At 59.7% G+C, this 17,294-nt stretch carries 12 protein-coding genes; 7 read left to right on the top strand and 5 right to left on the bottom strand.

Features of this window, described 5'->3' with window-relative positions; translation table 11 throughout:
* Positions 1-13: 13 nt before the first annotated feature.
* From AC1RBR_RS00675 to uvrD, 3 genes are all read right to left on the bottom strand, one after another.
* The gene (locus tag AC1RBR_RS00675) at positions 14-421 is read right to left on the bottom strand and encodes an SMI1/KNR4 family protein (protein ID WP_095137767.1); all 408 of its coding nucleotides are present in this window, start codon (positions 419-421) and stop codon (positions 14-16) included.
* Positions 422-557: 136 nt separating this feature from the next.
* On the bottom strand, positions 558-1,433 hold the full coding sequence (locus AC1RBR_RS00670; RefSeq protein WP_492562496.1) for a Tim44 domain-containing protein: 876 nt from the start codon (positions 1,431-1,433) through the stop codon (positions 558-560).
* 288 nt (positions 1,434-1,721) lie between these two features.
* Positions 1,722-3,905: a DNA helicase II gene (gene uvrD, locus AC1RBR_RS00665; protein ID WP_095137765.1), complete on the bottom strand. Its 2,184-nt coding sequence runs from the start codon at positions 3,903-3,905 to the stop codon at positions 1,722-1,724.
* Positions 3,906-4,106: 201 nt separating this feature from the next.
* Here uvrD and AC1RBR_RS00660 point away from each other — a divergent pair, with 201 nt between their 5' ends.
* The 3 genes from AC1RBR_RS00660 to AC1RBR_RS00650 all read left to right on the top strand — a co-directional run bounded on the left by AC1RBR_RS00660 (position 4,107) and on the right by AC1RBR_RS00650 (position 8,477).
* Entirely contained in the window at positions 4,107-7,037 is a 2,931-nt protein-coding gene (locus AC1RBR_RS00660) for a putative bifunctional diguanylate cyclase/phosphodiesterase (RefSeq protein WP_492562495.1), read from the top strand.
* Positions 7,038-7,164: 127 nt separating this feature from the next.
* The gene (gene hexR, locus AC1RBR_RS00655) at positions 7,165-8,031 is read left to right on the top strand and encodes a transcriptional regulator HexR (RefSeq protein WP_007962240.1); all 867 of its coding nucleotides are present in this window, start codon (positions 7,165-7,167) and stop codon (positions 8,029-8,031) included.
* A 233-nt stretch (positions 8,032-8,264) separates the two neighbouring features.
* Entirely contained in the window at positions 8,265-8,477 is a 213-nt protein-coding gene (locus AC1RBR_RS00650; RefSeq protein WP_095137820.1) for a PA3496 family putative envelope integrity protein, read from the top strand.
* Here AC1RBR_RS00650 and AC1RBR_RS00645 read toward each other — a convergent pair.
* Positions 8,419-9,381, bottom strand: coding sequence for a LysR family transcriptional regulator (locus tag AC1RBR_RS00645; protein WP_097089426.1), 963 nt, complete (start codon positions 9,379-9,381; stop codon positions 8,419-8,421). The two genes, AC1RBR_RS00650 and AC1RBR_RS00645, sit on opposite strands and share 59 nt — an antisense overlap.
* Before the next feature lie 190 nt (positions 9,382-9,571).
* Between AC1RBR_RS00645 and AC1RBR_RS00640 the strand changes: the two genes are divergently transcribed.
* The gene (locus AC1RBR_RS00640; RefSeq protein ID WP_027610345.1) at positions 9,572-10,987 is read left to right on the top strand and encodes an acetyl-CoA carboxylase biotin carboxylase subunit; all 1,416 of its coding nucleotides are present in this window, start codon (positions 9,572-9,574) and stop codon (positions 10,985-10,987) included.
* An 11-nt stretch (positions 10,988-10,998) separates the two neighbouring features.
* Positions 10,999-12,807, top strand: a complete 1,809-nt coding sequence (gene oadA / locus AC1RBR_RS00635; RefSeq protein ID WP_095137762.1) for a sodium-extruding oxaloacetate decarboxylase subunit alpha — start codon at positions 10,999-11,001, stop codon at positions 12,805-12,807.
* 134 nt (positions 12,808-12,941) lie between these two features.
* Here oadA and AC1RBR_RS00630 read toward each other — a convergent pair whose 3' ends face one another.
* Positions 12,942-15,155: an autotransporter outer membrane beta-barrel domain-containing protein gene (locus tag AC1RBR_RS00630; RefSeq protein WP_492562493.1), complete on the bottom strand. Its 2,214-nt coding sequence runs from the start codon at positions 15,153-15,155 to the stop codon at positions 12,942-12,944.
* Positions 15,156-15,664: 509 nt separating this feature from the next.
* On the opposite strand from AC1RBR_RS00630, the gene AC1RBR_RS00625 reads away from it, so the two are divergent.
* Together AC1RBR_RS00625 and AC1RBR_RS00620 are read left to right on the top strand one after the other, a co-directional pair.
* Positions 15,665-17,017, top strand: a complete 1,353-nt coding sequence (locus AC1RBR_RS00625) for a HipA domain-containing protein (protein WP_492562492.1) — start codon at positions 15,665-15,667, stop codon at positions 17,015-17,017.
* Positions 17,014-17,292 carry a helix-turn-helix domain-containing protein gene (locus tag AC1RBR_RS00620; protein WP_492562491.1) on the top strand — a complete coding sequence of 93 codons (279 nt, stop codon included), beginning with the start codon at positions 17,014-17,016 and terminating at the stop codon, positions 17,290-17,292. Before AC1RBR_RS00625 ends, AC1RBR_RS00620 begins: the two co-directional genes overlap by 4 nt.
* The last annotated feature ends 2 nt before the right edge of the window (positions 17,293-17,294 follow it).

Here is a 17,294-nt window from a genome sequence, read left to right as displayed (position 1 = left end):
GGCGTCTGGCGAATCAGCTTTCCAGCCAGACGTCCCGCGCCCAGTGCCACACGGATTCCCAGGTTTCTTCGGCCAGCAGCTCTTCTTCCGCCTGCCACAGCACCACGGTGCCATCTTCTTCGACACAGTAGTAATCGTCGCCGTCCTGACAGATCGGGATCAGACTGCGATCCACACCGACGTCCCAGGCATTGGCGGCAACATCCGGCAAGTAGGTGTGGGATTGTGGATCGGTAACGGTTACCGGTTCGAGGCTGCCGTAGACCACATCGCTGACGGTCAGCAAAAACTCTTTGAAGACAAACGGAATGTCGATGAACAGTTGTTCTTCGATTTCGACCAGCAAGTCTTCGTCAGGCAACTCCAGTGGAACCGGTACGGGTTCGTTGGCTTCGCGCAGTTGTTCGATGATTTCTTCCACGTCCGGGATCCTCTTACTTGAATGGCGCGGTTTATATGGGCCGGTTTATACAGTAGCTCGCTATAGATGCAACCGCGAAATAGAAAACCCCAGCCGAGGCTGGGGTTTTTATTACTGCATGCGTAGCGCAGAGGGATCAGCCGTTCTGGCGGATACCGGCCACCAGCCAAGGCTGGTTCTCGCCCTGTGGACGTTCCATGTTCCAGCTTTCGCTGAACACTTCGCCCTGGTCGAAACGCGAGGTCTTCGACACACCGCTGAAGGTCAGGGTGGCGATGGTCTTGTCGGCACGATCATCCACGCCGTCCAGTTGTACCTGCAGATTGTCGATGTAGGTCGACTGGAAGCCTTCGCCCAGATCCGCACGCTCACGCTTGAGGAAGTCGAGCATCTGCGGGGTTACGAACTCGGCGATCTTGTCCATTTCGTTGGCGTCCCAGTGCTGCTGCAGCGACTGGAAGTGGCTACGAGCGGCAGCAAGGAAGTTCTGCTCGTTGAACCAGGCCGGTGCGTTGATCACCGGACGAGCGGCAACTGGCGCGGCCGAACCACCGAAGATCGAACCCATGGCAGCAGGCTTCTGTTCGAATGCTTCACGCTGCATCGGCGCGCCGGCCGGAGCCAGATGCTCCTGCTGCTTGCGTCGACGGGCGGCGATGAAGCGGAAGATCACGAACGCGATCACGGCCATGATCAGGATGTCGAAGATCTGCATGCCCTGGAAGCCGCCGCCCATGAACATGGAAGCGAGCAGGCCACCGGCGGCGATACCGGCCAGAGGGCCGAGCCATTTCGAAGCGCCACCGGCCTTGGCCGCGGCACCGGCAGCGCCGGCTGCACCAGCGGTCGCTGCGGCGCCGCCCATGCCTGGGGAAGAAGGAGCCATCTGGCTGGTCTGGTGCGTCGGCGCAGCGCCGGCACTTTTGCCACCACCAAAGCGCTTGGCGTTGGCGTCGAGGCTCATCGTCAGGCCGATGCACAACGCCATGGCGATGCTAAGAAAACGTTTCATAAAGGGAATTCCCGTTTGTGGAGACACGCGCGCCATGTTGCACAGCTGAAGTGTTACTGGCTAGCGAGAGAGTGTTTCGGGCTTTTGCCTGACAGGTTACGTTCAGCTCCGTCGAAGCAATAAGGCCATGTACTTTTGTCTGTAGGAAAATGCGATAGGTTCAGCGGGAAACAAGCCGACACAAATCCTGTGGGAGCGGGCTTGCTCGCGAATGCGGTACTTCAGTGACATTTATGCCGACTGACAACACGCCTTCGCGAGCAAGCCCGCTCCCACATTGGTCCTGCGTTAAATTGCTTCCAGCTTGGCGTACCCCAGCATCAGCCACTTGCTGCCTTCGCTGAAGTTCACCTGCACCCGCGCCTGCGCGCCTGAACCCTCGAAGTTGAGGATTACACCGTCACCGAAGATCGAGTGGCGCACGGCCTGACCGAGGCTGAAGCCGGTCTCCGGAATCTCACTGCCGCTGAACAGGTTGCTGCCGCTCATCGACTGGTTGCCGCCGAACGGTCGGCTGACGCTGTTCGACAGGCGCACTTCCTGAATCAGACCTTTCGGCACTTCACGGACGAAACGCGAGACCTTGTTGTAGGTTTCGCTGCCGTACAGGCGCCGGGTTTCAGCATAGGTCATCACCAGATTCTGCATGGCTCGGGTGATGCCGACGTAGGCGAGGCGGCGTTCTTCTTCCAGACGACCCGGTTCTTCCAGGCTCATCTTGTGCGGGAACAGGCCTTCTTCCATGCCCACCAGGAACACGTAAGGGAATTCCAGGCCTTTGGCGCTGTGCAAGGTCATCAGCTGAATGCTGTCTTCGTGCTCGTCGGCTTGAGTGTCGCCGGCTTCCAGCGACGCGTGGCCGAGGAATGCCGCCAGTGGCGTCAGCTCTTCGTCTTCTTCGGTGGTTTCGAAGTTGCGCGCGGCGCTGACCAGTTCCTCAAGGTTTTCCACCCGGGCCTGGCCTTTCTCGCCTTTTTCCGCTTCGTGATAGGCAATCAGCCCCGATTGCTCGATGACGGTCTGCGTCATCAAGTGCAGTGGCATCTCCATGCACTTGGCGGCAAGGTTTTCGATCAGCTCGATAAACGCACCCAAGGCACCCGCTGCACGACCGGTCAGACCTTTATTGGCGACCAGTTGGCGCATCGCTTCCCACATCGACACATCGCTGTGGCGAGCATGGTCGCGGATCGCTTCGACGGTTTTCTCGCCAATGCCACGGGCCGGGACGTTGATCACCCGCTCCAGCGCGGCGTCGTTGCCACGGCCTTCGAGCAAGCGCAGGTAAGCCATGGCGTTCTTGATTTCCGCGCGCTCGAAGAAGCGCTGGCCGCCATAGATGCGGTACGGAATGCGCTCACGGAGCAAGGCTTCTTCGAGAACGCGCGATTGGGCGTTGGAGCGGTAGAGAATCGCGATATCGCTCCGGGCCAGGCCGGTTTTCAGCGCGCTTTCGATGGTTTCGACAACGTAGCGTGCTTCGTCATGTTCGTTGAACGCGGCGTACAGATTGATCGCTTCGCCGTCGCCGCCGTCGGTCCACAGCTCTTTGCCGAGACGTCCGGTATTGTTGGCGATCAGGGCGTTGGCCGCCTTGAGGATGCCGGCGGTGGAGCGGTAGTTCTGCTCCAGACGAATGGTCACCGAATCCGGGAAGTCGGAGGAGTACTGATGAATGTTCTCGATTTTCGCCCCGCGCCAGCCGTAGATCGACTGGTCGTCGTCGCCGACCACCATCAGGCTGTCGCCGCCCTTGCCGAGCAGGCGCAACCAGGCGTACTGCACGGCGTTGGTGTCCTGGAACTCGTCGACGAGGATGTGGCGGAAGCGCTTCTGATAGTGCGCCAGCAGACCCGGGTGATCGCGCCACAGGTCGAGGGCGCGCAGCAGCAGTTCGGAGAAGTCGATGACGCCGGCGCGCTGGCAGGCAGCCTCGTAAGCTTCGTAAATGCCGCGCATGGTCGCCAGGTACAAGTCGCCGCTGGCCTGAATGTGTTGCGGACGCAGACCTTCGTCTTTCTGCCCGTTGATGAACCACTGGGCCTGACGGGCCGGCCAGCGTTGCTCGTCGAGCCCGAGCTCGCGGATCACCCGCTTGACCAGTCGCTGCTGGTCGTCGCTGTCGAGAATCTGGAACGTCTGGCTCAACCCGGCTTCCTGCCAGTGCGCCCGCAACAGGCGGTGCGCCAGGCCGTGGAAGGTGCCGACCCACATGCCGGCCGGGTTGATACCCAGCAACTGCTCGATGCGATGACGCATCTCGGCAGCGGCCTTATTGGTGAAGGTCACCGAAAGGATTGAGTGAGGCGAGGCATTTTCGACCTGGATCAACCAGGCGATACGGTGCACCAGCACTCGGGTTTTACCGGAACCGGCACCGGCCAGGACCAACTGACGGCCAACGGGGGCTGCTACGGCCTGGCGTTGGGCATCGTTGAGGGAGTTCAGCAGAAGGGAGAGATCATCGCGCATCGGGGCATTCTAGGGTGCGCCGCAGGCCCGGGCAAACCGAGCTTTGCATTAGCCGATGAAAGTGCCGCCGATGACGACCGGTCGGTCACTGCCTGCAGGCTTCGGCCCGCCTCACTCTGCGGGTTTTGCCGGTGATCGGACGGCGGAAAGTTTCCGGCAAATTATGATCTGGGGCAGTTTGGCAACGGGGTTGGCTTGTGTATGCTCCGTCCACGTTTCGGGCCCATGCTCGCTCTTATAAGAACAACAACATTGCACAAGACCCTCAGCTCAGACCTGTCGGGCCCCTCTGTGGAACCCCGGGTCATCCGCAAGCATTACGCCACCGAAATGGCGGTCGAACGCACGCGCCTGCTGTATCAGGGCTCGCTGCTGCCGACGATGTTCATGTTGCTCAATGGTCTGGTCTGCGCCGCTTTGCTCTGGAGCCCGCAGCGCTATTTCGTGGTCAGCATCTGGCTGGTCTGGTTGTTGTCGCTGGTGGCGCTGCGGGTGATTCAGGTCGCGGCGTTCGATTCGGCGATCCCTGACCGCCAGGCCCAGCCGATCTGGTTCCGCATGTTCCTGCTCGGCTCGACCATGACCGGTCTGACCCTGGCCGGTGCCGGCATCGCCCTGGTGCCCGCCGACAACTTCATGCAGCAAGCCTGGGTGTTCGGCCTGATCGGTGCCGCGACGTTATCGGCCAGCGTTGCCTATGCCGTCAGCCTGCCGGCGTTTCTGTCCTTTACCTTGCCGTGCCTGCTGCCGGCGATCGGCTACCTGTTCTGGGGCGGTGATGAGCAGGCGCGCGGTTGGGGCTGGCTCGGGCTGATTCTGCTCGGTTCGCTAAGCGTGGTCGCCTGGCAGGTCAATCGGCTGATTGATCGCGGCTTGCTGCGACGCTTTCAAAATCAGCACCTGATCGAACACCTGCAGCAAGCGCAGAACCGCAGCGAGCAGCTCAATCAGGCACTGGCCAAGGAGATCGAACAGCGGCGCTGTGCCGAGGGCCAATTGCGTGAGGCGCAGATCGAGCTGGAAGATCGTGTGGCCCAGCGTAGCCGCGAGCTGGACGTGGCCAATCAGGCGCTGAGCAAAAGCGAAGCCCGGCTGGCCCTGGCGTTGAAGGCCAGTGAGCTGGGGCTGTGGGACTGGAACCTGCAGACCGACGAGGTCCACCACACGCAGATTCAGGAGCTGTTCGGCCTCGCGCCTGAATATGTCACGGCGATCCTGCGTGACCTCAAGCCACGTTTGCACCCTGAAGATGTGCCCGGGCTCAAGCAGGCGCTGATCGAGCACCTGAAAGGGCGCACCGAGGACTATCAGATCGAATACCGCGTGCGTCACGGCGACGGCCATTGGGTGTGGATCGAGGATCGCGGGCGCGCCGTGGAGCGCAGTGACAGTGGGCGGGTGATCCGCATGGTCGGTACCCGGCGCGACATCAGCGTGAGTAAAAGCCTCGAAGAACAGCAGCGACTGGCGGCCACGGTGTTCGAAGCGGCCAGCGAAGGCATCGTCATTCTTGATCCGAACTACGCCTTGATCGCGATCAATCAGGCGTTCAGCCGCGTCACCGGTTATGACATTGAAGACATGCTCGGGCGCAACGTCGTCGAGCTGCCGTGCAGTCGTGATGCGCGGCGGCATTACGTTGCAATCCGCCACGCGCTGGAGCAGCACGGCAGTTGGCAGGGTGAATTGGTGGAAACCCGCAAGAACGGCGAGCTGTACCCGCAGTGGCTGCAACTCAACGCGGTGCGCGACAGTCGGGGAAATGTCAGCCATATCGTCGGCTTCTTCGCTGATCTGTCGGCGCGGCGCGAATCCGAGGAGCGCATGCGCTTTCTGACGCACTACGATGAACTGACCGGGCTGGCCAACCGCTCGCTGTTCCGCGAACGCCTGCACGAAGCCCATCAGCGCGTGCGTCAGGGCGGGCGCCGCAGTTTGGCGCTGCTGCACATCAATCTGGATCGCTTCAAATTGCTCAACGACAGCCTCGGCCATGAGGTGGCGGATCAGTTGCTGCAGAAAATGGCCCGTCGCTTAGTCAATGCGTTGCCAGAGGCCGACACCATCGCCCGACTGTCCGGTGACGAGTTTGCCGTACTGTTCGATGCCTACGGCAACCTGTCGAGCCTGGCGCGGGTCGCGACGCGGCTGTCGAGCAAGCTGCGCCTGCCGTTGACGGTCGAAGGGCATGAACTGGTGGTCAGCGCCTCGATGGGCATCAGCATGCTGCCGGACAACGCCCGGGAAATCTCGGCGCTGGTCAGTCAGTCGAACATGGCCATGCAACACGCCAAGCATCTGGGCGGCAACAATTTCCAGTTCTACACCGACAGCCTGCAGGCCAGTACCCTTGAGCGCCTGCAACTGGAAAACCAGCTGCGCAAAGCCATCGAAGACAAGCAGCTCAAGGTGTTTTACCAACCGAAGCTGTGCCTGCAGACCGGGCGCCTGAATGCGGCGGAAGCGCTGGTGCGCTGGGATCACCCAGGCATGGGTCGGGTACCGCCGGGGGACTTTATCGGTCTGGCCGAGGAAACCGGACTGATCGGCCCGATCGGCGAATTTGTACTGCGCCAGGCCTGCTGGCAGGCGTGCGAGTGGCAGCGTCAGGGGCTGGAGCCGATTCGGGTATCGGTGAACCTGTCGGTGCATCAACTGCGTCAGGGCAAACTGGTCAGTCTGGTGCGCCAGGTGCTGGAAGAAACCGGTCTGGCCCCGCACTACCTCGAACTCGAACTCACCGAGAGTCAACTGCTCGACAGCGTCGAACACATCATCGCGACCTTCCAGCAGTTGCGCGATTTGGGAGTGAAGCTGGCGATCGATGACTTCGGCACCGGCTATTCGTCGCTGAGCTATCTCAAACGGATTCCGGTGGATTACGTGAAGATCGATCAGGCGTTCATTCGCGGGCTGGGGCAGGGCAGTGAGGATGCGGCGATTACCCGGGCGATCATCGCCATGGCTCACGGGCTGTCGTTGAAAGTGGTGGCCGAAGGAGTCGAGCGGCAAGAGCAGCTGGAATTTTTACGTGCTGAGCGCTGCGACGAAGTTCAGGGGTATCTGATCAGTCGCCCTGTAGAGGCTGAGCGTCTGGCCGGGCTTTTGCGCGAACAGGGAAATCCGCTTTAAGGGCTACATGCACTCCATCGTGCCTGATATAGGGACATGGAGTTACGCATTGAGCAGGCAAAAAGCCAATTCATGTAGTATAACTACAAGCGTGCTACATCCTTGCCCATAAGAAGAGTCCAGCCCCTTGAATCTGCTGCAACACATCGCCCAGTCACGTCACCTGTTACGCAAGTCGGAGCTCAAGGTCGCCGACCACGTGCTGCTTGACCCTGCGGCCGTGATGCACAGTTCCATGGCCGACCTGGCCCACAGCGTTGGCATCAGCGAGCCGACCATTGTGCGTTTCTGCCGGGCCATCGGCTGCTCCGGGTTTCAGGATCTCAAGCTGAAACTGGCGCAAAGCCTGGCCGCCGGTGCCAGTTTCGGTCAGTTCGCGATCCATGAAGACGACTCGGTCGCCGACTACAGCCTGAAAATTTTCGACACCACGTTGCACACCCTGATGGAGGTTCGCGAGAAGCTTGATCCGGTGGAATTGCAGCGCGCGGTGACGCTGATGTCTCAGGCGCAGCGTGTCGAGTTCTACGGCTTTGGCGCGTCGGGCGCGGTGGCGGCGGATGCGCAGCACAAGTTCTTCCGTTTGCTGCTGACGGCGGCAGCATATTCCGACCCGCACATGCAGGCGATGTCGGCGGTGACGTTGAAGCCGACCGATGTGGCGATCTGCATTTCCCAGTCCGGGCGCTCCAAGGATCTGCTGATCACCGCCAACCTCGTTCGCGAGAGCGGCGCTTCACTGATTACCTTGTGCCCGAGCCAGACGCCGCTGGCTGAGCTGTCGACCGTCAACCTGGCGATCGATGTGCACGAAGACACCGAGATTTATACGCCACTGACCTCGCGTATCGCCCATCTGGTGGTGATCGACGTGCTGGCGATGGGCGTGGCGATGGCGCGCGGGCCGAGCCTGGTCAACCACCTCAAGAGCGTGAAGCGCAGTCTGCGCAGCTTGCGGCTATCCCCCAAGGCCGTGAAAGCGCTGGACGATTAAAGCAAGGTCGTTCAGACCTTATTCGCGAGCAAGCCCGCTCCCACAGGGGATCTCTGGTAACCACAGATTTTGCGTCATACCGAGATCAAATGTGGGAGCGGGCTTGCTCGCGAAAGCGTCCTCAATAGCACCGCACTTTTCAAAACTTTCATCGCACTGTCATCCCCGCGCAGCCAAACCGTCATCCCTCCCGCCTATCGTGAAACTCCCGTAAACGCCTTGGGAGACTCGAAATGGCTCAGCCTTACGAAGAACGCAACAGCGCCGCGAAAACCCGTCGTCAGCAGGAAGACCAGCGTCGCATGGAATTCCGTCGCGCGATCGAAGATCGCTTCGAACTCCGTCAGCTTCAGGCTGAAATCGGTGGTTTTCCCGAGGAACTCGAACTTAATCACTGGCAGGCAGCGCCCGCAGCTTCCCGTCGAAGCGTTCAACCAGCGCGCTGATCTGCACCCGCTCGCTGCGGATAAACGCCAAGAAGGCGTGCGCTACCGGTGACAGCCGTTTGGCTTTGGCTTGCACCAGACACCAGCTGCGAAACAGCGGCAACTCTTCGACCGGCAGCTCGACCAGGCCGCCGGTCGCCAGCTCCAGGTTCAGGGCGTGGCGCGTCAACAGCGCCAGGCCCAGACCCGCCACCACGCATTCACGTTGGGCTTCGGCCGAGGCCACTTCCTGCGTCTGGGTGAAGTGCACGCGCTTCTCTTTGAAATACTCTTCGCAGGCCAGTCGTGTGCCCGAACCCGGTTCGCGGATCAGCAGCGTGTAAGGCTCGAGATCCTGCAAGCGTAGCGGCCCCATGTGCGCCAGCGGATGATCCGGGCGCGCCACGGCGACAATCGGATTGTTCAGGAACGGTAGAAATTCCAGGCCCATGTCCTGCGGCACCATCGACATGATCACCAGATCATCGCGGTTGTCCGAGAGGCGGCGGATCACCTGACCGCGGTTGACCACGGTCAATTGCAGGTTCACTTCCGGATGCTGGCGCTTGAACGCGGCGAACAGGTGCGGCACGAAGTATTTGGCGCTGGATTCCACGGCCAGTTTCAACTGGCCCTGCAGCGAACCCTGCATGTCCGACAACTGCATATCGAGGTTTTCCAGTCGGCCGAAAATATCCCGGCTGGCGCGCTGCAGGGCTTCGGCAGCCTCGGTCATGTAGAGTTTTTTGCCGACGTAATCGAATAATGGCTGGCCGATCAGCTCTTCAAGCTGACGAATCTGTAGGCTGACGGCCGGTTGTGTCAGAGACATTTCATCGGCGGCGCGGCTGTAGGAGCGTAAATCACACACTTCGTTGAAGATCTGCAATTGGCGTAATGTCATACGCATCAAGGACTTACGCATTTCTTATAGGCTCTGACGGCAGGCTGATGGTTTAACTATAAGTCTTTACTTATGCCTGACCCAATTTTTATTCATTTTTGTTAATCCCTTGCGAGGGCTAGTGTGGGGGCGCGACCAGATTGAAACATTTGGTCACGCGTCGACCTGGGTCTAGCAGGTCGTGGTGCCACCGGCTCAAGGGAATTTCCAAGTGATAAAAAAGATCCTGATCGCCAACCGTGGTGAGATTGCCGTACGAATCGTGCGGGCCTGCGCCGAGATGGGCATTCGCTCGGTTGCGATTTTTTCCGACGCCGACCGGCATGCCTTGCATGTGAAGCGCGCGGACGAAGCCCACAGCATCGGTGCCGAGCCACTGGCCGGCTACCTCAACCCGCGCAAGCTGGTGAACCTGGCGGTGGAAACCGGTTGCGATGCCTTGCATCCCGGTTACGGCTTCCTTTCGGAAAACGCTGAGCTGGCAGACATCTGCGCCGAACGCGGAATCAAATTCATCGGCCCGTCGGCAGAAGTCATTCGCCGCATGGGCGACAAGACCGAAGCCCGGCGCAGCATGATCAAGGCCGGCGTGCCGGTCACCCCGGGCACCGAAGGCAACGTGTCGGGTATCGAAGAAGCCCTGACCGAGGGCGACCGCATCGGTTATCCGGTGATGCTCAAGGCCACCTCCGGTGGTGGCGGTCGCGGCATCCGTCGCTGCAACAGCCGCGAAGAACTCGAACAGAATTTCCCTCGGGTGATTTCCGAAGCGACCAAGGCGTTCGGTTCGGCGGAAGTTTTCCTGGAAAAATGCATCGTCAATCCCAAGCACATCGAAGCGCAGATCCTCGGCGACAGCTTCGGCAACGTGGTGCACCTGTTCGAGCGTGACTGCTCGATTCAGCGCCGCAACCAGAAGCTGATCGAAATCGCCCCGAGCCCGCAACTGACCCCGGAACAGCGCGCCTACATCGGCGACCTGTCGGTGCGTGCGGCCAAGGCTGTGGGCTACGAGAACGCCGGCACCGTGGAGTTCCTGCTCGCCGAGGGCGAGGTGTACTTCATGGAGATGAACACCCGGGTGCAGGTGGAGCACACCATCACCGAAGAAATCACCGGGATCGATATCGTCCGCGAACAGATCCGCATCGCCTCCGGCCTGCCGCTGTCGGTGAAGCAGGAAGACATTCAGCACCGTGGTTTTGCGTTGCAGTTCCGCATCAACGCCGAAGACCCGAAAAACAACTTCCTGCCGAGCTTCGGCAAGATCACTCGTTACTACGCCCCTGGCGGCCCGGGCGTGCGCACCGACACGGCGATCTACACCGGCTACACCATTCCGCCGTTCTACGACTCGATGTGCCTGAAACTGGTGGTCTGGGCGTTGACCTGGGAAGAGGCGATGGACCGTGGCCTGCGCGCCCTCGACGACATGCGTCTGCAAGGCGTGAAAACCACCGCCGCGTACTACCAGGAAATCCTGCGCAACCCGGAATTCCGTAGCGGCCAGTTCAATACCAGCTTCGTGGAAAGCCACCCGGAACTGACCAACTACTCGATCAAGCGCAAACCCGAAGAGCTGGCCCTGGCCATCGCCGCCGCCATCGCCGCCCACGCAGGCCTGTGAGGAATACAACAATGTCCAAGAAGATTTTTGTCACCGATACCATCCTGCGCGACGCTCACCAATCGCTGCTCGCCACCCGCATGCGCACCGAAGACATGCTGCCGATCTGCGACAAGCTCGACAAAGTCGGCTACTGGTCGCTGGAGTGCTGGGGCGGTGCGACGTTCGACGCCTGCGTGCGCTTTCTGAAAGAAGACCCGTGGGAGCGTCTGCGCCAACTGCGTGCCGCGCTGCCTAACACCCGCCTGCAAATGCTCCTGCGCGGGCAGAACCTGCTCGGCTATCGCCACTACAGCGACGACGTGGTCAAAGCCTTCGTCGCCAAGGCAGCGGTCAACGGCATCGACGTGTTCCGCATCTTCGACGCGATGAACGACGTGCGTAACCTGCGCGTGGCCATCGAAGCAGTGAAGGCTGCGGGTAAGCACGCACAAGGCACCATCGCTTACACCACCAGCCCGGTGCACACCATCGACGCGTTCGTGGCGCAGGCCAAGCAGATGGAAGCCATGGGTTGCGACTCGGTAGCGATCAAGGACATGGCCGGTCTGCTCACCCCGTACGCCACCGGTGAACTGGTTCGTGCGTTGAAAGCCGAGCAGTCGCTGCCGGTGTTCATCCATTCGCATGACACGGCCGGTCTGGCGGCGATGTGCCAATTGAAAGCCATCGAAAACGGCGCCGACCACATCGACACCGCGATCTCCAGTTTCGCCTCGGGCACTAGCCATCCGGGCACCGAGTCAATGGTCGCTGCGCTCAAGGGCACCGAGTACGACACCGGTCTGAACCTGGAACTGCTGCAGGAAATCGGTCTGTACTTCTATGCCGTGCGTAAGAAGTACCATCAGTTCGAAAGCGAGTTCACCGCCGTCGACACCCGTGTGCAAGTCAACCAGGTACCCGGCGGGATGATCTCCAACCTCGCCAACCAGTTGAAAGAGCAGGGCGCGTTGAACCGCATGGGCGAAGTATTGGCGGAAATCCCGCGTGTACGGGAAGACCTCGGTTTCCCGCCGCTGGTGACTCCGACTTCGCAGATCGTAGGCACCCAGGCGTTCTTCAACGTGCTGGCCGGCGAGCGTTACAAGACCATCACCAATGAAGTGAAGCTGTATCTGCAAGGCGGCTACGGCAAGGCGCCGGGCGTGGTTAATGAAAAACTGCGTCGTCAGGCCATCGGCAGTGAAGAGGTGATCGACGTACGCCCGGCCGATCTGCTCAAGCCGGAAATGACCAAGCTGCGTGCCGACATCGGTGCGCTGGCCAAGTCCGAAGAAGACGTGCTGACCTTCGCCATGTTCCCGGACATCGGCCGCAAGTTCCTTGAAGAGCGTGCCGCCGGCACCCTGGTTCCGGAAGTGCTGTTGCCGATCCCTGAGGCCGGCGGTGTGGCGAAGGCCGGTGGCGAAGGCGTACCGACCGAGTTTGTCATCGACGTCCACGGCGAAACCTACCGCGTCGACATCACCGGTGTCGGCGTGAAGGCCGAAGGCAAGCGTCACTTCTACCTGTCCATCGACGGCATGCCGGAAGAAGTGGTGTTCGAACCGCTCAACGAATTCGTCGGTGGTGGCAGCAGCAAACGCAAACAAGCGTCGGCACCTGGCCACGTCAGTACCACCATGCCGGGCAACATTGTCGATGTGCTGGTCAAGGAGGGCGACACCGTCAAGGCTGGCCAGTCGGTGCTGATCACCGAAGCGATGAAGATGGAAACCGAAGTCCAGGCAGCGATTGCCGGCAAGGTCACCGCCATTCATGTGGCCAAGGGTGACCGGGTGAATCCGGGTGAAATCCTGATCGAGATCGAAGGCTGAGATAACTGCCGCGATTCAACGCTTTAAACCTCGGGGGGGCATGTGCTCCCCTTTTTTTTCGCCTGCAATATGCCGTTCTCTGTAGGAGCTGCCGCAGGCCCGAGCCTGCGGCAGCTTTTACACGTAGAGTTGTGTCAGAACGCCATACGCCACTGGCCCGTCACGCCGTAACTGCGGCTGTCGCTTCCGGTCTCGCCGGTGAGGCCGATGCCCAGAGTGTTACTGGCGGACAGGGTCAGATCAAGACCGGCGTCCAGCGTGAAGCTGTTGCGATCCATCTCGGCCCCGGCGACTTCAAAGCTTTTGCCACCCTTGACCAGTTGCTGGCGCGTTTCGTTATCGAGCTCGCCATAGGTGTGTTTCACGCTGGCGCTGAGACGCGGTGTCAACTGCATGCCGTTGGCCAGGTGACTGGTTTTGGCCAGGCGCAGGCCGACGGTGCTGCTCGGGTTCGCCCGGGTTTGCCCCTGAACCTTGAGCGCCGCATCGCCACCTTTCTCGGTGTAACCATCACGCTGGTAGCGTTGATAGCCGACGCTGGCGAACGGTTCGAAGCTGACGTTGCCACGCCCCAGGTCGTAGCCGACTTCGGCAAACACCTGCTGGGTGCTGGCGTCATAGCTGCTCTTTAGGCGATCACTGAAACCATTGAAGGCAACGTGACGTTTGCCACTGCCGTCATGATTGCCGTACGAGGCCCCCAGACGCAGGGCGAACGGGCCGTCCTGACGCAGCGCGTAGGCGCCGAGGTGCCAGCTGTCGAGATCGCCGTCAAACTGTTGGGCATCGAGCCGGGTTTGCGCTTTCGCCCCCATCAGGCCGACATGCCACTGTTCGTCGAATTGCCAGTCGGCCCCCAGGACCAAGCCGTGGGTGGAGTGTTTGAGGGCACTGTCGTAATCACGATCGACCTTGCCGCCATGTCCCAGAGCTTGCAGCCAGACACGCCCGGAACCGGCACCATCAGCAGCCGGGCGCGGCTCACTACCCAGGCTTTTTGCACCTGCGTTGCCCCCCAGTTGATGCATCGCCGAGAGCATGCTGGCGCTGATCGGGTTGACGCTGTTCAGGGTGGCTTTGGCAAGGTTGGCGTTGCTGCCAGCGGCAAGTTGTTCAAGGGCCACGCTGGCCGTTGCGTTGCTGGCACCCAGCAGGGATGTGACCGCCTGGTTGGTAGCAGCGGATGAGCCAAGGGCTATCGCAGACTCGCCGGAGGGCTCAGGCTCTTCAGGTTGCTGAGGTTGCTGAGGTTGCTGAGGTTGCTGAGGTTGCTGAGGTTGCTGAGGTTGCTGAGGTTGCTGAGATGGGGAGGGTGTCTCGTCAATGCTCTGGGCGAGCGCCTGACTATTTTGCGTGGTCGCAAGGTTTTCGAGCGGCACATCGTTACGGGCATAGAGCAAGCCCACTCGTTGTGCTTCGTAGTGCAGCGTCGGGATCATGAAGGCCAGATCGTTTTCAACGGTGCCAAACTGCCCCTCAATCTTTCCCGCTTGCAGAATGGTGTGCTGACTGCTTTGCGGATAGTCGCCAGTGGTGACGAGTTTCAGGGTGGCGTCACCCAAATGAGCGGTTCCTTTCACGACCACCGTCTGACTGTTGCCGGAAGCATCCACGGCATAGGCCAGTACGGCAGAACGTGCCAGGCGCAGATCTCCCGCGATCTTGGGTGCGCCGTAGACATCGTCGACGGTCATGCGTCCGTGCACGTTCAAATGATTAACCGCACCATTCCCGGCTATATGGGCGTTTTCCTGAACCTCCAGCATGCCGTCAATCAGGCCCTGGTTGGTCAGGTCGCCGCCAGACACGACAGTGGCGCCGCCATTGATCGCCCCTTTGTTGATCAAGATGCCCTCGGTCACTGCCGTACCCAGAATTTGCCCTTCATTGACCAGCAATGCCTTTGGATGAACCAGTACACCGAGGCTGAAATCACCCGGTCCGCTACGGGTCCAGCTCCCGCGTCTGACCTCCAGCCCACTGAAGTTACGGGTTTCACCCAGCACTCCTTTCCTGTTCGCGTCGAGTTGCAACAGGTTGTCGCCCCCGCCAGCGTCGACCAGGCCGGCAAAACTGCCTCGAGATTGCACGGTGACAAGGTCATTGCGCGCATCGAGCGCGAGCGCCACACCTTCCTGTGCCGGATAGGCTTTGCTGACCTTCAGCTGGACGGTTTCCGGATGATTAGCGAAAGCGTTGATCGCTGATTTGAATGCTTCAGGGGAGGCGGGAGAGATGCCTTGAGTGTCGGGCGGTGCGTCCTGAGCCATGGACAGATCGACACATCCCATGGCTAAAGCAATGGCTAGTGTCAGGTGTTTTGGTCGAAAGTGGAATTGAACGGGCATCGAGTTCAGCCTCTCGTGGAAGGAGGCAAAACTCTAAGTCGGAGCCGGCAGGCACCGATGTCAGCCGGATCGCTCGGTGCTGCGGGCTGCGTCTGTTTGATCTGCGGAAAAGAGCGGCTCGACAAAAATTGGCGGATTACGTCGTGCCGTCGCGTTGTCTTTTCCTACAAATTGAATTGCCATTAGCCGCTTGTAATGATCAGAAACTCATCTGCCACTGCCGATCAACCCGTGGTAGCGACTGTTGCTGCCAATCTCGCCGCTGCAGGGCGAGAAAGGCATGGATGGGGGGCCTTTTGCTATTAGCGGGCCGTCCGTATATCGAGGGGTTCATACAGAATGAAGTCGGAGGATGACCTGCATTATTTTGCGCTCAGATGACCTTAAGCTCAGTCGTATCTGCATTTTGTTGCGTATTGCAACGCTCCATCATCCGTCGAAATGCACTATATTGCATCTACGGGCAATGAATCCCCTGTTTAAATGCAATTAAATGCAGGTGTTGAGACATGTACGACCTGACATTACAGATATTCAGTGCTGGAAAATGGCACGACGCAATGATTCTAAGGTTCGACAATCCTGAAAAGGGGTTCGAAAGTCGCTGCAGTTTCGGCTACGAGACGCCATACCTTGTCGAAAATGTTGAAGCCATAGGCTCTCCGTTTTCCAAGGCCGTCAGTGCGTTGTATCCATTGGATTGGGAAGGGCGACGCTCCAGTACGCCCGCATTTGTCTATGACATTGCCCCCGCAGGGGCGGCCAAAAGATTTCTACTTGCGCGTCTGGGGCAGGAGAAACCGGCGCATATCGGTGCCGATCTGTATCTGCTCGGCCAGAGCACTCCAGCCCCCATTGGCAATATGCGCATAAAAGAGTCGGCCGAGGCTGTCGATGAGCGTGAGCCCATCGGATTCAAGCGTGAGGATGTTGTTCACCGCGACAGTCGCTTTCTGGAATATGCCTATGAGCAAGGCGCGGCAATTGGTGGGGCTACAGGGGCAGGCGGTGAAGCACCGAAGCTATTGTTGGCTGAAAACAAGGCCGGCCTTTTGTACCCCGATGCGGTATTGGGCGATCAAGAGGTCAGGCAGCATTGGTTTATAAAATTTGCCAGAAACAAAGGAAGTCTGGTCGATCAAGATATCCTGCGCAGCGAGTTCCATTACTACAAGGCGCTTCAGAAACTCGGCATTGAAACGATCGCGGTAGAAGATTTGGCATTAGAAGAGGCGAGTAAGCCGAGCTTGTGGATGCAGCGCTTTGATCGAGAGGTAACGAACGGTGAAGTCAGTCGTTTTGCTGTCGAGTCGATTTACTCGCTGGCTGAAGTAACGGCGCCGGGAAGTGCAATGAACCATATGGATGTCATCCGCATGCTCGCCGGGCTCTGGCGAAAAGCAGGACAGGCCAGTCAGATCCCCGAACTTGTGACGGATTACTTACGTCGGGATCTGATCAACAAGATCCTCGGTAACTCGGATAACCATGGTCGTAACACCGCGATAATTCGCCAGGAAAGCTCGTTTCGTCTGGCGCCGATTTATGACTTGGCCCCGATGGTCATGGATGACGAGGGTGTGACCCGGACAACCAAATGGCCAAAAGGTCTGGAGAGGGCGGGAGAGGTCGATTGGCGGGGAGTGTGCCGCGCATTGGCTGATATCACCGATCCCAAAGACCCTTTGGCAGGCTTGACCGACGCATCAGATCCTTTCGAACGCTTGCGTGAAGATGCCCAGCGTCTGGCGGCGCTCCCCGACATATTGACGGCGAGCGGTTTGCCCGACAGAACGATGAACCACCCGGGAATCCATCTGAAAAATCTGGAGCAACGTTTGAAAGAGTGGGATCTGAAATGAGCATGACGGTAGCCGAGCGCACGGTGCTCATCGAAAACATTCAAGAGGCGCTGGCCCAAGGGACACTGGAAATCGGTGAAGCGGTTCGTCGTCTACGCGTGGAAGTGACCGGTCTGCATCAAACCCAGTTTGCCAGGATGTGCAAAATATCGGTTCGCACGCTGGTGCATATCGAGCATGGCGAGGGCAATCAGACGTTGAAATCGTTGAATGCGGTGTTTCGCCCATTTGGACTGAAAATGGGCGTGGTGCGGATCCGACGAGAGCTCAATTAAAA

The sequence above is a fragment of the Pseudomonas sp. GW823-FHT01D03 genome (assembly GCF_058798255.1).
Note: the sequence above shows the minus strand (reverse complement) of the source record. Positions and strands in the feature narration are given on the sequence as shown.

Coding starts and splice junctions, on each gene's coding strand:
- AC1RBR_RS00670 (WP_492562496.1), bottom strand. CDS start 1,433: ATGAAACGTTTTCTTAGCATCGCCATGGCGTTGTGCATCGGCCTGACG.
- uvrD (WP_095137765.1), bottom strand. CDS start 3,905: ATGCGCGATGATCTCTCCCTTCTGCTGAACTCCCTCAACGATGCCCAA.
- AC1RBR_RS00660 (WP_492562495.1), top strand. CDS start 4,107: ATGCTCCGTCCACGTTTCGGGCCCATGCTCGCTCTTATAAGAACAACA.
- AC1RBR_RS00650 (WP_095137820.1), top strand. CDS start 8,265: ATGGCTCAGCCTTACGAAGAACGCAACAGCGCCGCGAAAACCCGTCGT.
- AC1RBR_RS00645 (WP_097089426.1), bottom strand. CDS start 9,381: ATGCGTAAGTCCTTGATGCGTATGACATTACGCCAATTGCAGATCTTC.
- oadA (WP_095137762.1), top strand. CDS start 10,999: ATGTCCAAGAAGATTTTTGTCACCGATACCATCCTGCGCGACGCTCAC.
- AC1RBR_RS00630 (WP_492562493.1), bottom strand. CDS start 15,155: ATGCCCGTTCAATTCCACTTTCGACCAAAACACCTGACACTAGCCATT.
- AC1RBR_RS00625 (WP_492562492.1), top strand. CDS start 15,665: ATGTACGACCTGACATTACAGATATTCAGTGCTGGAAAATGGCACGAC.
- AC1RBR_RS00620 (WP_492562491.1), top strand. CDS start 17,014: ATGAGCATGACGGTAGCCGAGCGCACGGTGCTCATCGAAAACATTCAA.